12 protein-coding genes are annotated in these 15,934 nt (G+C 31.4%); 11 read left to right on the top strand and 1 reads right to left on the bottom strand.

Going from position 1 to position 15,934, the window contains the following annotated elements; genetic code table 11:
• The first annotated feature begins 45 nt into the window (after positions 1-45).
• From ACFE0M_RS05320 to ACFE0M_RS05270, 11 genes are read left to right on the top strand one after another with little or no spacing between them, the layout of a single operon-like run.
• Positions 46-1,437, top strand: a complete 1,392-nt coding sequence (locus tag ACFE0M_RS05320) for a lipopolysaccharide biosynthesis protein (protein WP_434544711.1) — start codon at positions 46-48, stop codon at positions 1,435-1,437.
• On the top strand, positions 1,434-2,144 hold the full coding sequence (locus ACFE0M_RS05315) for an SAM-dependent methyltransferase (protein ID WP_434544710.1): 711 nt from the start codon (positions 1,434-1,436) through the stop codon (positions 2,142-2,144). The genes ACFE0M_RS05320 and ACFE0M_RS05315 overlap by 4 nt, the downstream gene beginning before the upstream one ends.
• Positions 2,145-3,380, top strand: a complete 1,236-nt coding sequence (locus ACFE0M_RS05310; RefSeq protein ID WP_434544709.1) for a glycosyltransferase — start codon at positions 2,145-2,147, stop codon at positions 3,378-3,380.
• The gene (locus ACFE0M_RS05305) at positions 3,358-4,089 is read left to right on the top strand and encodes a class I SAM-dependent methyltransferase (protein WP_434544708.1); all 732 of its coding nucleotides are present in this window, start codon (positions 3,358-3,360) and stop codon (positions 4,087-4,089) included. The genes ACFE0M_RS05310 and ACFE0M_RS05305 overlap by 23 nt, the downstream gene beginning before the upstream one ends.
• An 8-nt stretch (positions 4,090-4,097) precedes the next feature.
• The gene (locus ACFE0M_RS05300; RefSeq protein WP_434544707.1) at positions 4,098-4,886 is read left to right on the top strand and encodes a sulfotransferase family 2 domain-containing protein; all 789 of its coding nucleotides are present in this window, start codon (positions 4,098-4,100) and stop codon (positions 4,884-4,886) included.
• Complete coding sequence (locus ACFE0M_RS05295) at positions 4,887-5,966, top strand: hypothetical protein (protein WP_434544706.1); 1,080 nt, start codon at positions 4,887-4,889, stop codon at positions 5,964-5,966.
• A complete protein-coding gene (locus tag ACFE0M_RS05290) occupies positions 5,956-6,624 on the top strand; it encodes a class I SAM-dependent methyltransferase (RefSeq protein ID WP_434544705.1) in 669 nt (222 codons plus the stop codon). Before ACFE0M_RS05295 ends, ACFE0M_RS05290 begins: the two co-directional genes overlap by 11 nt.
• Entirely contained in the window at positions 6,625-7,884 is a 1,260-nt protein-coding gene (locus tag ACFE0M_RS05285) for a hypothetical protein (RefSeq protein ID WP_434544704.1), read from the top strand.
• Positions 7,881-8,675, top strand: coding sequence for a glycosyltransferase family A protein (locus ACFE0M_RS05280; protein ID WP_434544703.1), 795 nt, complete (start codon positions 7,881-7,883; stop codon positions 8,673-8,675). The genes ACFE0M_RS05285 and ACFE0M_RS05280 overlap by 4 nt, the downstream gene beginning before the upstream one ends.
• 3 nt (positions 8,676-8,678) lie before the next feature.
• Positions 8,679-9,869, top strand: a complete 1,191-nt coding sequence (locus tag ACFE0M_RS05275; RefSeq protein WP_434544702.1) for a hypothetical protein — start codon at positions 8,679-8,681, stop codon at positions 9,867-9,869.
• On the top strand, positions 9,870-15,623 hold the full coding sequence (locus ACFE0M_RS05270) for a PKD domain-containing protein (protein ID WP_434544701.1): 5,754 nt from the start codon (positions 9,870-9,872) through the stop codon (positions 15,621-15,623).
• Between the two features lie 215 nt (positions 15,624-15,838).
• Here the strand turns inward: ACFE0M_RS05270 and ACFE0M_RS05265 are convergent, their stop codons facing one another.
• Entirely contained in the window at positions 15,839-15,928 is a 90-nt protein-coding gene (locus ACFE0M_RS05265) for an IS3 family transposase (RefSeq protein ID WP_434544788.1), read from the bottom strand.
• Positions 15,929-15,934: the final 6 nt, after the last annotated feature.

Below are 15,934 nucleotides of genomic sequence, written 5' to 3'. Positions count from 1 at the left end.
GGTAACAAAGAGTCAATTTTTACTTAAGTATAATTTGCGAAATTATTGGTAAAATTAAAATTATTACAAAATGAGATAAAAGCAATCTTAAGTAGTTTTAAGACTAAAGGCTCTTTTACTAGAAACTTTTCATATTTCCTTTCTTCTAGAGTTATCATTATTGTTATAGGTTTTTTATTGACACCAATCATTACACGAATATATGATCCCCAAGCGTATGGATTTTTTGCAGTTTTAAATGCCTTTGCTATAAATTTTGCAACAATAAGTTGTCTTTCTTATGAATCAGTATTGATAATAGTTAAAGATGAATCTAAATTTTACAACTTATACACATTATGTATTTTATTGATTACATTACTTTCAGGAGTACTTTTAGTTGGTTTAATCGGATTTAAAGAAATTTTAAACTACTCCTCGATATTAGACATAGAATTAGTATATCGAAATATCTTTTTGCTCACTTTTTGTTCCCTCATTTACTCCTTAAATCAAATACAACCAAAATGGAACGTAAGAAGAAGACAATTTAAATACAGCGCTGTGGTAGGATTGATTGGACAATCTTCAAGTAAATTATTCACTTTAGGGCTTGGAATGTTTAGTACATTTCACAGTTATGGAATTATTTTAGGGGAGGTAACAGGGAAAATATTCTCCTTTTTATTAAATTTCAATAAAACATTTATAAAAGAGAGGTTTATTATTTATAAAAAAATCAATTGGGTAAAGATTAAATCTTCAATGAAAGAATTTGATGCTTATCCTAAGTTTGTATTACCGTCTAGATACTTGGGAGTACTAGTTTCACAAGCACCAATTTTCGCACTAACAATATTTTTTAACCCAGAGTTAGTAGGAAGTTTTGCTTTAGCAACTTCAATGTTTAATCTACCAATTATTTTATTGCGAAATACCCTTAGTCCTCTTATTTTAGAAAAACTTAGTGGATTTAATGATGAGTTTAATAGGTCAAGTTTCGTCAAAAGAATTATTAATTTATTAATCTTTGGATCCCTTATAGTTTTTATACCCTTAATAATTTACATAGACATATTATTCCCCATTATATTTGGCCCAAAGTGGGAAATTGCTGGAATTATTTGCGTTGTTCTATTGGGAAATGGAGTGTTTGAAATAATAAAGTTATTTGAAGGCCCTATATTGCAAATTTTAAGAAAGGAGACACGAATCTTTAAATTTAATTTAATAACTCTTATTGTTTCAGTAATAGGACTTCTGCCAGGAATTATTTTAAAGGATTATTTTATAATGATTATAGGGTTAACTTTTTCAAACTTTCTTTTCAATTGGTTTAAAATTTCATTTGCATTAAAATTAATTAATTTAAACTTCACAAAGCAATTCGTTTTAACATCAACCATCATATCTTTAAGCTATATAATTAAATATATATTTCAAGTTATTTTAATATGAGTGGTGGAGTAGAAAAATTTTACGATGATTTTGTACAAAGACAAATAAATAATGGAGTCAACCATAGACATCTCTCAATCCAAAGGATTTTAGAGGAATATGGATTAAATCCAAATTCTAAAATTCTTGAAATAGGTGCGGGCATAGGTACCCAAACTGAATTAACAGCCCTATTTTTAAAAAGAGATTCCAAAATAGTGGCAAATGATATATCTTCTAAAAGTATTGAAGTTGCTAAATCAAGATTAGAAAAATTTAAGAACATCCATTATGTAACGGGTGATATAATTGATATAGATTTAGAAGAGAAATTTAATTGTATTTTGTTACCAGATGTTTTAGAACATATACCGTTTGAAACGCATGAAAATCTTTTTAAAAAATTAGATAATCTGCTTTTAGATGATGGTTTTATGCTTATTCATATTCCGGATCCAAATTATTTAAATTGGGTTAGAAAAAATCATCCTGAACAATTACAAATCATTGATCAATCATTATATCCTTCGTGGATTCATCAATGTTGTAAGGATACATCACTATACATATCATCATTTAAAGCATACTCTATTTATAAAATACCCGAAGATTATAATTTTTATATTTTAAAAAAGAAATCTACCGATTATAGTAGCAACTCTAAGGTTCCTGAAGATGGGTTTCTAAGACGTTTGAACAGAGCAATAAAAAAAATATTTAGAAAATAATTGAATAAATTAGTATTATTTACTTTAAATTTTCCCTTTGGAAAAGGGGAAGCATTTTTAGAACCAGAATTACCAATACTATCGAAAGTTTTTGACAAAGTATTTATTTTACCTAATCAAAAAGTAAAAGGCATTAGAAAGCTTCCACAAAATGTAACGGTTGTTGATATTTTTTCAGACAGAGATAAAAGAATAAATACATTAAATATCTCCAAATATTTTAATAGTTTATTAAAAATCTTTATTTATTCATTTATACATTCTAAGCGTAGATATTATTACTTAAAATATTGGAAAAGCTTGGTTGGTTTTGCGATTGAGGATTTAAGTAAAAAAGAATTACTTAAAGATTTCATTATCGAGAATAAACTCTTTAATGCAATTTATTACGATTACTGGTTTGTGAATTCTACTATTTCAATATCACGTTTAAAAAAATCAAATTATTTGAAGTTTGCAGTTGCAAGATGTCATCGATTTGACTTGTATGATGAAGAGTTATATGAAAAAGTAGTTCCTTTTCGAGAATATAAGTTGAGGCATCTTAATTATTTAAATCCCATCAGTAATCATGGAAAAAAATATTTATTATCTGAAATAAGCAAAAAATATCACAGCAAAATAAAGCTCCACTATCTAGGTATAGACATTGTAAAGATTGAAGATAAAGTTAAAACTAATTCAAATGTTATTGTCTCATGCTCCAGAGTTGTGAAACATAAAAAAGTACTGCAGATTGTAGATATACTTAAACAAATTAATATTGATATCAAATGGATCCATTTTGGAGAAGGACCTTTAATGAGTAACTTAATTGAAAAGTGTCAAGATTTACCTTCAAACATCAAATTTGAATTGAAAGGTGAAACTGATAATCAGAAGATCCTAGAATTCTATTCGCAAGTCCAAGTAGATTTATTTGTTTCACTAAGCGAATCAGAAGGACTGCCAGTTTCAATAATGGAGGCTATGATGTTTGGTATTCCAATTTATGCCAAGGAGGTATCTGGTATTCCTGAAATTGTAGATAGATATTCTGGGATACTCATTCCTAAAAATAGCAATGACCTTTATATTAGAAATAATTTATTAAGAGGATTAAAAACTAATTTTGATTCAACCTATATATCGAATAGAATTAAAGAAAGATTTAATTCAAATATTAACCATACCAAATACTCACAATTTTTAATTGATGAATTTAAAAAGTTAGATGATAAAGTACAAAGAAGGTAGAAATCATTCTGGCAAAGATAGAATAAAACCAAAAGTCTATAATTCTAGGTTTATACATTTAAAACTATTAAGAGATGGCATTACTAATTCCTTTAAAAAGTATCAAAAGAGTGCACAAGAATTAACAATTGTAGATTTAGGATGTGGAGAAAAGCCCTACAAGGAAATTTTTTCAAATGAATTCACAAAATACATTGGAGTAGATATTCCCGGCAATAAAAATGCTGATTACGAAATTGACTTGGAAACTGGTAAAAGTAAATTAGAAGAAAACTTTGCAGATGTTGTAATCTCTATTCAAGTTCTTGAGCACGTTCAGCATGTCCAAAAGTATTTAAAAGAATGCAGAAGGATATTAAAGCCTAATGGAAACTTAGTGCTTTCTACCCATGGGTATTGGATTTTTCACCCTGATCCTGGAGATTATTGGAGATGGACGGTTCAAGGCTTAACAGATGAATTAACAAGAGCCGGATTTAAGGTCATAAAAATTAATGGAATTATGGGTTTACTATCAACATCCATTCAATTGTTTCAAGATGCAGTTTTACTTTCTTTTCCATTAAAACGGTATTGGGGTAAATGTTTCATAATTATAATGCAGTTTTTTATATATGTTGCAAATAGTCTTGAAAATAAGTCCAAGTCACTTAAATCTTATAGAAATAGAGATGCCTGTGTTTTTTTAGTTGAGGCCGAAAAGATTTAATGCAAATTATGATAATATTTAATCATATTCCCAAAACAGCAGGTGCATCATTTAGGTATATTTTAAATAGGCAATATAGAAACGCAATTTATAATATATCGGATACTAATTTATCAAGGGATATAAAACGATTTAATGAAATGAATGCTGATTTTCAAAATTCTTTCGAAATAATCAGTGGTCATTGTGCTCAATTTCTTGAAAGAAAATCCTTTAATAATAAAAAGATTGTTTTTTTAAGGAATCCCACAGAACAATTACTTTCCACCTATTATCAAATTAGAAAAAACCCAAATAATAAATGGCATGAAGTTTCAAGAAAATGTTCCAGTGCTCTAGAAGTGGCAGAATTTCTTGATGAATATGGATTATCAAATTTACAGACTAGATTTTTAGCATCTAATGAAGATCTGGTAAATGGCTTAGAGACCGAAAAAAATCAATTTAAAAAAATTAATGAAAATGATTACTTAAGAGCCGTTAAAAATCTAAGTGAGTACTCATTTATTGGTCTTACCGAGGAATTTGATAAATCAATATTAATTTTCAAAAAACAACTTTTCTGGAAAACCCCTTATTACCTGATTGGGAATAAAACTAGTGATTCGGAAAAAGTAATTCTTAATGCTGAAGAATTAAATAGTATTAAAAAAATCCAGTATTATGATCATAAATTGTATGAAGAGGGAATATTAAAGTTTAGGAAAATTGAAGATGGAATACCTATAAGTGCTAATGAGTTAAAAGCATTTCAATTTAAAAATTTTATCTTTAATAAACTTAAAAGATTATTTTAAGTGGAATTGAAGTATAAAAACATTCTAATTATTTCTCCTGAGCCATGGAATCATATTTTTGTTTCAAAACATCATTATGCAACTCATCTAGCAAAAAGAGGAAATAAAGTATTTTTCTTAAACCCTCCTTCAGATGTAAATGAATATACATTAACAGATTTTGAAAATTTATATTCTGTTAATTATACAGGTTTTATAAAAGGGCTAAGGGTTCTCCCAAATTTTATTCAAAAGAGATTAATAGCAAGAAAATTCCAAAAAATTCAAAAGCTTTGTCAAGTTCAATTTGATATAGTTTGGTCATTTGATAATTCAGTATTTTTTGATTTATCTCTTCTGCCAAAATCTGTTTATCGAATTTCTCATATAGTAGATTGGAATCAAGATTTTGAATTTCAAAATGCTTCTATAACAGCAGATTTATGTTTTGCGTCTTCATTCAACATAGTTGAAATGCAGAGGAAATTTAATTCTAATAGTTATAATATAGGCCATGGTTATAATAAGATAGTTGACAAAGTAAAGCCACTTAAATTAAAAGGTAATAGTATAATAAATTTTGGCTATACAGGTAATCTAGACATTCAGTATATTGATTGGGAATTGATTGACAAATTAATCAGGGTTTTTCCTAATGTAGATTTTCATTTTGCTGGTCAATGGAAGTCAAAAGCCAGTTTTCCAAATATTTATAACAGTCAAAACTTTTATTATTATGGTAAATTACCAGCTAATGATTTACCATCCTTTTATGAAAGTATGGATTTATTGATGATATTATATCAATATGAAAAATTTCCTGAACAATTAGCTAATCCACATAAAATGATGGAATACCTGGGTTCGGGAAAAATGATAGTATCAAGTTGGACAGAAGAATATTCTAAATTATCAGCAAAAGGTTTGATTAAAATGATTCAAAATAAAAAAGAGTTTATATCAGAATTAGATGAAGTTAAGAGCAATTTAGAATATTGGAATAAGAATGATTTAAGAAATTCGAGAATAGATTTTGCCAACCAAAACACATATAACAAACTAATAAATAAAATAGAAAAACTATTAATAAATGGGGGTTGAAAAAAGCGAGTCTTTTTATGATCAGAAGTTCAGTTCTGAATTAGATTATCAAAATCATTACAAAAATTCATGGTATTATGTTCATTGGACACAAATTATTAAATACCTTAAAAAGTTTGATAAACCAAAACTTCTTGAAGTTGGCTGTGGCACTGGTCAATTAGCTGAATATCTCTCTGATGAAGGATATCAATACTATTGTGGTTTTGATTTCAGTGCAAAAGCAATAGAAATTGCAAAGAACAGAATAGATCTCGATTTTTTTGTTGGAAATGCACTTGAGAAGAAATCTTTTGAGAAAGAATATAATTTTATTATTTGTACTGAGGTTTTAGAACATATTAAAGATGATTATAAAGTCTTAAATAATATTAAAGCTGGATCTAATATTATTTTTAGTGTTCCAAATTTTGATGAAGAAAGTCACGTCAGATGGTTTTTAACGGAGAGGCAAATTAAAAAAAGATACTTTCGATATATTGATATAAAAGATATTACAAGGGTAGGAAATATATATATTGTTTTAGGTATTAGGTCTAATTTTAATCCAAATATACTACAGACTTTCTTTGCTACGAGAGAAAATATTTCAATAAATAGTTTTACAGTAAGACTTAAACATAGGATTAAAAATTTATTAAAAATAAAAAGAATATAGTTGGCTAAGAAGAAAGTACTACTCATTTCCTATCATGCACTTCCTATGGATGTGGTAGCTTCTTATCGTGCTAAAGCATATTGTGATTATTTTTTCGAAAGTGACATCTACCCAACTTTAATTACGCACAGATGGGAACTGGATAATGAAGACGGATGGATTTATCATAATGTAGATGAAGAGGTACTAGTTGAAGATTATAAACACTACAAGGTTATTCGTTTGCCAAGACCTCAAGAAAATAATTCACCATCTACACTAACCACATTTTCTCATTGGTTATCTGGTGATTTTGAAATGCATTTATTGAATAGTTATAAAATGTTTAAGACATTTCTTTTGAATCATTTAAAATTTAATCAATATGATTGTATTTTGTCTATTTTTAATCCTCATTATCACATTAAACTATCGTATGAATTAAATAAACAGTTTAATATTCCCTATATATTAGACTTTAGAGATTTATGGGATAATCAAATGATAACTACATCTTATAAACCAAGTTTTAAGAAAAAATTTCAGGATAATCTCATTAAATTTTATTGGAAAAAATGGATGAAACCTTGTCTTTTCTTTTCTACAACTAGTAATGTGTGGATAGATTATTTATCTAAATTATCAGGTAAAAATGGTGTAAAAGTAACTAATGGTCATGAAATAGATAGTGTTTTTGAGCCAATATCAACAAAGAAATTTACTTTAGCATATTTTGGCAGAATGTACCCTTACCAAAATTTTGAAGTAATTTTAAAAGGGATACAAAATTTTCTTAATTGCCACAAGGGGATAAACGATTTTGAGTTACTTTTGATAGGGATTAAAAAAGTAAATGACTTTAATGGAATTGACATATTTCAGTCAAAATTAGACAACCGTTATATCAAAGTTATAAACTACATGCCTAAGAAAAAGCTTATTCAGTACGTTCATGAAAACGCAAGTTTATTTATTCTTCCAAATTTGATTGAGGATAATGGAAGTTTTTTTGTGAAACTTTTTGATTACATAGCTTTAAATAAACCAATTATTTTAGCCCCAAGTAATAATTCAGAAAATGATGAAGTAGCTAAAAGGTTAAATGCTGGGTTAGTAACAGCATCTTCTGATGATGTAACAAATTTTCTAAATAAATCATATATTGAATTTGTTAAAACTGGCAAGGTAAAAAATGGTGTAAAAAAGAATCAGGTTAATTATTTTCATCGCTCCAACCAAGTAGCACTTTTGGCAAATGAAATTAATAATCATATAAATTGATATCTATAATTACTCCTTTTTTTCAATCAGAGAAATATATTGAAGCTTCTATTTACTCTGTTTTGAAACAAAGTTTTGATGATTGGGAGTTACTTTTAATCAACGATGGAAGTTATGATCAATCAAAAGATATTGCTTTAAGTTTTAAAGACCCCCGTATACGCTATTTGGAACAAAATAATAAAGGGGTAAGTGCAGCAAGAAATTTTGGATTATCCAAAATGAAAGGACAATTTTTCTGTTTTCTTGATTCAGATGATATTTTAACACCAAATAGTCTAAAAAGCAGAATCACTATATTCAATAATAATCCAAAAATTCATTTTGTCGATGGAAAAGTATTTAAAATGAATGAAAGCCTCAATACCATTAATCAAGAGTGGTTGCCAAAGTTTAACGGGAATCCTATGAGGGATTTAGTAAGTTTGAGTGGTAATAGCTTTTTAGGATTGACATGGATGGTAAAAAGGATAACTGGGAAAAACTATCAGTTTGAAACTCAATTAACACACAGTGAAGATTTATATTTTTATTTACAATTAGCAAGAGAAGGTGGCGAATATGCATATACAAAGGACCCTGTTCTATATTATAGAGACACTCCTAATTCTGCAATGAGTAAACTGAAAGAATTAGAGAACAGTTATCGGTTTATAGAAAAAAGAATTAAAAATTGGGATGAAATTGACATTGAATTAATCAATACCTACCAATACCGTTATAAAAGAGCAATGTTTTTAGCTTATTTGAGGAACATACAGCCAATTAATGCCATTAAAAGCATTTTCTGAATTTTGAAAAGTACAATATTTGTTTTTGCTTATTATAGTTTTAAAGATCCTGTTTTTCAATCGGCTGTATTACCTTACCTAAAGGCAGTTCAAGATGAAAACCTTAAATATGTATTGCTTACCTGGGAACAAAAGCAATTTCCACTTTCAAAAAATCAGATTAAAAAAATCGAAGATGATTTAGTAAATTATCATATTAGCTGGAGAAGGACTACTTGGCACTCGGGCTCTTTTAAACCGATTAAGAAAATTTTTGATTTTACTTTTGGCTTAATTTATTGCTTAAATCTAATTAGTAAATTTAAAGCAACTAAGATTTTTTCCGAAGGGTTTCCCGGAGCAGTAATTGGCCACTATTTAAGCAAATTATCAAATAAGCCTCACATCATCCATACTTTTGAACCTCATGCAGATTATATGTTAGAATCAGGTGTTTGGCAAAAATCAAGTTGGGAATATCGGTTTTTAAAAAAGATGGAAATCCCAATTGCAAAACATGCTCAACATATTATTACTGCTACTTCAGCTTATAAAAATTTACTGAATCAAAATGGTATAGAAAATCATATTCATACAATTCCCTCATGTATTAATATGGAAGAGTACAATTTTAACGAAGAATCGCGAACTCAAATAAGGTCAGAATTAAAAATAAAAAATGACCAAATTGTTATTGTTTATCTAGGAAAAATTGGAGGGATGTATATGGAAGAAGAACTTTTTAATTTTTTCAAACATTGTCTAATGCTTGATTCAAATAAATTTCATTTTTTTTTATTCACTAATCATCCTCAAGAGTTGATAAAACATAAGCTAAATCAATTTAATATCTCACAGCAAAAAGTATATTCTAACTACTTAGAAAAAGAAGAAGTAAGTAAATATTTATCTGCAGCTGATATTGGTTTTTGTGGTATTAGACCAATTCAAAGTAGAAGGTTCTCATCCCCTATCAAAAATGGAGAATATTGGGCTTGTGGATTACCAACATTGATTCCATTTGGGATATCAGATGATTATATTTTAGCTGAGGAAGAAAATATTGGAGGTGTTTTTAATACCATTGAGGAGATAACATTGAGTAAAATTGAGAATCTTTCTACTATTTCAAGAACCAAAATAAGGACAATTGGATTAAGAGAAAGAAATATCAATAGTTATATTAATGAATGGATTACAATTTTTAAAAGTTAAATGCGCTATTTCTTAGTATTTTTATTTTTTCTACTAGTCAATAAATTAACTGCTCAAGTTAATGCTGATTTTAATATGCCTGCCGAAGTCTGTTTAGAGGAGCAATTTTTATTGGAAAATACTTCAACAAATGCTGTAAGCTACGAATGGGATTTTTGTTCTTATGATAATTTGGATTTGGCTCCTCAAGCCCAAGGTTTAGAGTCGAATAATTATGGTTCTCCTTTCCATGTAAAAATGCTTGAAAATAGTGGCTTATTTTATGGTTTTGTAGCTGGTCGTACTACCAACAAAATATACAGATTGGATTTTGGTGAAAATCCCAAAAATACTCCTATTTACAATGACTTAGGCGGAACTTCAATTCTAAATAATCCATCTGGTATAGATATTAAAAAAATAGGTGAGAATTGGTATGGGCTCGTAACAGGTTATGGCAGTAATAAACTTTACTTACTAGAATTTGGTAATTCGTTGGAGTCAACTCCTAACATAACTGATATTTCTAATTCATTAAATCTTAATTTACCTATGGATGTTAAAATCGTGGTTGATTCAGATAATATTTTTGCTTTTATCATTAATAATGCAAACGGAGAATATCCTTATTTAAGATTAAATTTTGGTACTGATATAACATCTGCACCATTAATAGATGAATTTGTTGTTTCGGGCGCAAATACTCTGACATCTATAGATATCAAAAAAGAAAATAACGATTGGTATGGCTTTTTGGTATCAAGAAGTAACCAAAGATTATATAGAGTGAATTTTGGAACAAGTATTTCAAATTCACCAACTTATTCTGATGTAAGCACTCCTGCAGGCATTAGTATGAATGATCCTGGAGGACTAAAAATTGTGAAAGAATTAGATAGCGCTTACGTATTCGTCCAATCAAGAAATGGTCCTTTGTATAAATTTCATTTCGGAAATGATTATAGTAATCCTGCCTCAGCATTGGATTTCGGAAATATTTATTCTGATAATAGAAACTGGGGTCTAGATTTTGTTAAAGTTAATTCTCAGTGGGTTGGTTTTAACGCAAATTTTGGTAATAAAATTTATCGAATTGATTTCCCAAGTGATTGCAATTTAGAGAACCCAGTTTCATCTTTAGAGAGCCCTTTATTATCAATTAGTCAATCTGGACAAACATTTATATCATTAACAGCGCTAAATTCAGACGGGAACTATTCAAACATTACAAAAGAATTAACAATTTCTTCCAATGAAGCTCCTTTGGGGGAAATATTTCTTGAACCTGCTTATTGTATAGCAGACAATATAACTTTCAGCTTCAATACCACAGATGACATTTCAAGCTACAACTGGGATTTTGGAGATAGCAACTCAAGTACTGATATTTCACCCACGCATCAATATGCCACTGATGGAGAATTTTTTATCAATTTGGAAATTGAAAGTGCAGCAGGCTGTCCCAATATTTTTTATGATACTATAGCTATTTTACCTGAGCCCCAGCCTGAGTTTACAACTACTAGTACTGAATACTGTACTTTTGAGGCTATTGATTTCAACAATATCACCCCTTTTGATTATGGAGAAAATATACAGTGGTCTTGGGATTTTAATGGGGAGGGCAGCAGTACAGTCGAAAACCCCAGCTTTACTTTTGAAAGTTCCGGAACCAAGACCATTACGCTAGAGGCCAATGTTTTAGGTTGTGTTGAGACTTATCAATTCACATTGGATATCATAAACGGCCCACAACCGAATTTTGAATATGATAAAAATTGTTTAGGTCAGGCTATTCAATTTACCAATTTAAGTACAGGTGCTAATATCACGGGTTACCAATGGGATTTTGGGAATGGGGAGAGCAGTACTGAAGAAAACCCACAAGTTACTTATAATAATGCTGGAGATTTTACAGTGGAACTAAGTGTAAGCAATGCCAGTGGCTGTGAAAACACAACTACCCAAAACATTCAAATTTTTGAACAAGTGGTGGACAGTATTCACTTAACTGAAGCAATTGAAAACTTACCTTTTGATTTAGGAATTGATTGGAACAATGATTTTGACAGTACCCAAAACCTTAACTATAGTTGGAATATTGATGGAGATATTCAAACTACAGATACGACTACTTATACTTTAACCCAAGGGAGCTATACTGTCAATTTAGAGATTACAACTGACAATAATTGTCTTTTTAATGCGCAAAGATCAATAGAGGTCAAAGCATCAGAATCACCTACGTCTGATTTCAATTTACCTTCTGAAATTTGTTTAGAGGAGCAATTTAAATTAGAAAACAAATCTGTAAATATAGCTAGTGTTGAATGGGACTTTTGTACCAATGACTTAAAAGAATTACCCAAAAATGGAGTAGAACTATTAGGTTTTGATTTTAATAATACTATTGCATTCCGATTAATAAGGAGTGGTAATAATTATTTTGGCTTTACATTTGACAGGATTAGTGATGAATTTTATCGTTTAGAATTTGGAGATAATCCTTCTTCAATACCAACTATAAGCAATCTTGGTAACATTGATGGGCTATTTAATGGTCCAGTAGCCATTGATTTTATTAAAGAGAATGATGATTGGTTTGGGTTAGTTGCCAATACTGATTCGAATGATATCATTAAATTATCATTTGGGAGTTCGCTTTCAAATACACCGACTGTTGCAAGTCTCACTAATTTTGGTACCATTAATAATCCTGAAGGAATAATGATAAGCCAGCATTCCGATACGATTTTAGGATTTGTAATGAATGGCACTAAAATTACTAGGCTTAATTTTGGAAGTTCTATTAACAATATTGCAACAGCAACCAATATTAGCGTTCCAAACAGTAATAGGCTATGGGGTCTCGATATAATAAAAGATAATGGTGATTATGTTGGAGTTTTATCGTCTTTTGGAAATAGTAATGTTTATTATTTAGAATTTGGTGCGGATCTTTTATCACCTCCTAATATCCAACAATTTGACGTGTCTTCATTAAATCTAATATCACCTGCAGGCCTTCAATTAATCAAATCAGATGAAAATTTTTATTCATTTATCCAATATAGATCTGGTGATTTGATAAGATTTAGTTTTGGTGAAAATGTGAGTCTTATGCCTTTAATGGAAAATTTGGGAACCGTAGATGTTATTCCAACAACAGATAATTCCAATGTTCAATTAGTAAAGGACAATTCTAAATGGATTGGCTTTACAATGAATTTTGGTCAATCCAAGTTACTTAAATATGAATTTGGAAATATTTGTTCAGCCTCTCGTTCTTTTTCTAATATTTTATCACCAATATTAAATTTCTCCCAACCCGGCACCTACCCCATCACCCTAACCGCCTACCACCCCAACGGAAATTCAGCCTCCATCACCAAAGAAATTACTGTAACAGAAAATCAAGCACCTGACATCACTTTTACCACAGGTGCTAATTTATGTATTGCTAATGCCATTCAATTTGAAAGTCAAAGCACAGCCGAGCTTAACAACTATCAATGGGACTTTGGGGATGGTGAGACAAGCACGGAGGCTAATCCCAATCATACTTTTGCTTCTGCAGGAACCTATGCTGTTAAATTAAGCGTGACAGATACCAGTGGCTGTAACAATCTTTTTATGGATTCAATTAGAGTGTTTGAAGAACCAATTCCCGATTTTCAGGCCAGTGCTCAAGGCAGTGTTTGTTCACAAAAGCCTATAGTATTTGAAAATTTGGCCAACCTTCCAACGGAAGCAACTTTTTCCTGGGATTTTGGCGATGGTAACACTAGCACGGAAGAAAACCCAGAGCATATTTACCAGGAAGCAGGCGAATATATTGTAACACAAAGCATTAATATGGCCGGTTGTAAAGTGGAGAAAACCGATACGATTTCAGTCAATCCGGGACCAATAGTGGCTTTTCAGGTAGCCAATAATTGCTTGGGCGAAATCCTCCAGTTTGAAAATACTAGTCAAGGCGACTTTCTGGAAAGTTTCCAATGGGATTTTGGGGATGGCACGCAGTCAACCCAAACAAATCCAAGCCATCTTTACGATACGGCCGGTACCTATAATGTACAATTAACCGCCCTTACCTCCAACGGATGTGACTTTACCATCTCGCAGGATGTCAACATTCAACCTTTAGCATCAGTGGCTTTTGAGGCGGAAGTGGCATGTGCCAACCAGCCCGTTCAATTTAGCGAACAGGTGAATATCGCAGTTTCCAATATCACCGATTATTTCTGGGATTTTGGCGTTTCCGGCACCCAAACGGATGTTTCCACGGAGGCCAATCCTACTTTTGCTTTCCCTGCTTCCGGCTCTTATAATGTCCGATTGCAAGTCACCACCTCTGATGGCTGTACCACCGATACCACCCAAACCATCATGGTCAATGCATTGCCAGAACCCGATTTCGAATTTGAAAACAGCTGCATCAACGAAACCCGATTGTTCACCCCTCAAAATACGGCCAATATCACTGCTCATTTTTGGGAATTGCAAAATGCCCAAGGAGATATTTTGCAGAGCAGCCAAAGCGAGAATTTCTCATATTTATTCAATGAGGCCGGTAACTATCAGCTGACTTACCGACAAGAGAATGAGAATCTTTGCAGCAATGCCATTACGAAAAGCTTCACCATCAACGAATTGCCCGAACCGGATTTTGCTTGGGGAACAGCCTGTGCTGGGGAAGCCGTGGAGTTTGAAAATTTAACGGATTTAAAAGGGAATAATTTGAAAAAATATAACTGGAGTATTGATGGGGAAGTGATATCCACCGATGCCCGGCCGCAGTACATTTTTGAGGATAGTGGAGACTATCTCCTCAGCCTTCAAGTAGAAACCCAAGGCGGTTGTATGCAAAGCATAAGCAAGGAAATCAGTATTTCCCCTGCACCAACAGCCTTCTTCGAACTCACCCAAAACATCGGAGCCTACCCCTTTATCCTCAGCCTCAACGCACAATCAGTAGGTCAGACGACAGTCAGACCGGCCAGTGAAACTACCGAAACAAGGTCAGACGATAGTCAGACCGGCTCATCATACGTATGGTTGTTAGACAACGACACTATCTCCACCAGCCCAGAACTAAACTATACCATCCAACAACCCGGCACCTATCTCCTAGGTCTCATACTCACCAACGAAGCCGGCTGTAGCGATGAACATTACGAGCAAATCAGGGTTAGAGAGCCCAATTTAGATGTCGCATTAAGCAATTTAAGAATCAATAAAGATGATGAATTCACCACTTTTGTTTTAAACGTCAGCAATAGAGGCTCATTGGTACCCGAAAGAATTGATTTGTCTGTTGATTTAGGAAGCTATTCGGTTACCGAAAGTTTGGAAACTGCACTTTATCCCGAAAGTAACCGAAACTTTTCATTGAGCTTAAAACTAACGGAGGAGCAAATTAGGGGCTTGTCAAAAATTTGCATCAGTGCATCCCCAAAAAGCGGTGAATATGTAGATAGTAATCAACAAAACAACAGGATTTGCACCAATTTGGAAAGCGGCTTTAAGGTAATGGATATTTATCCAAATCCAGCGCTTACTCAATTTACCATTCCAGTGATCACGCCTAATACTGATCAACTGATCATCAGTATGGAAGACAGCAACGGCAGACAAGTCAAAATATTCAATTATGATTTAGAGGCTGGTTACAACGAAATCCAAATCCAAAGAGAAAGCCTAAGTCCTGGCATTTATTTCTTGCGTTTCCGTCACCAAGGCCAAGAAAAAGTCAAAAAGATCATCTTTCAATAAAGACCTACGCTACACTGGTACAAGCGTCTCGCTTGGACCAAGCACAAATTCCCTTGTATGAGCCAAGCAAAGTCTAAGCGAGACGCTTAGACTAGGGAGGGGTTTCTAACAAGCCAAAGGCTTGAGGCAACTCTCGCAGAGGCCACGCAAAGGAAATTTTTGAGTTACTTTAATGTTGCATGACCTGGACTTGCAACAAAAAACTGGACAAATAATTAAGCGCATTTTGAATAATTATTTTCATTAAATTGTTCAGGTGATAAATATCCTAAATAGCTGTGTTTTCTTCTTCTGTTATACCATATTTCGAT

The sequence above is a fragment of the Marivirga sp. genome (genome assembly GCF_051117495.1).
Taxonomy (GTDB): domain Bacteria; phylum Bacteroidota; class Bacteroidia; order Cytophagales; family Cyclobacteriaceae; genus Marivirga.
The sequence above is the reverse complement of the archived record's forward strand: the minus strand, read 5'-3'. Positions and strand labels throughout refer to the sequence as shown.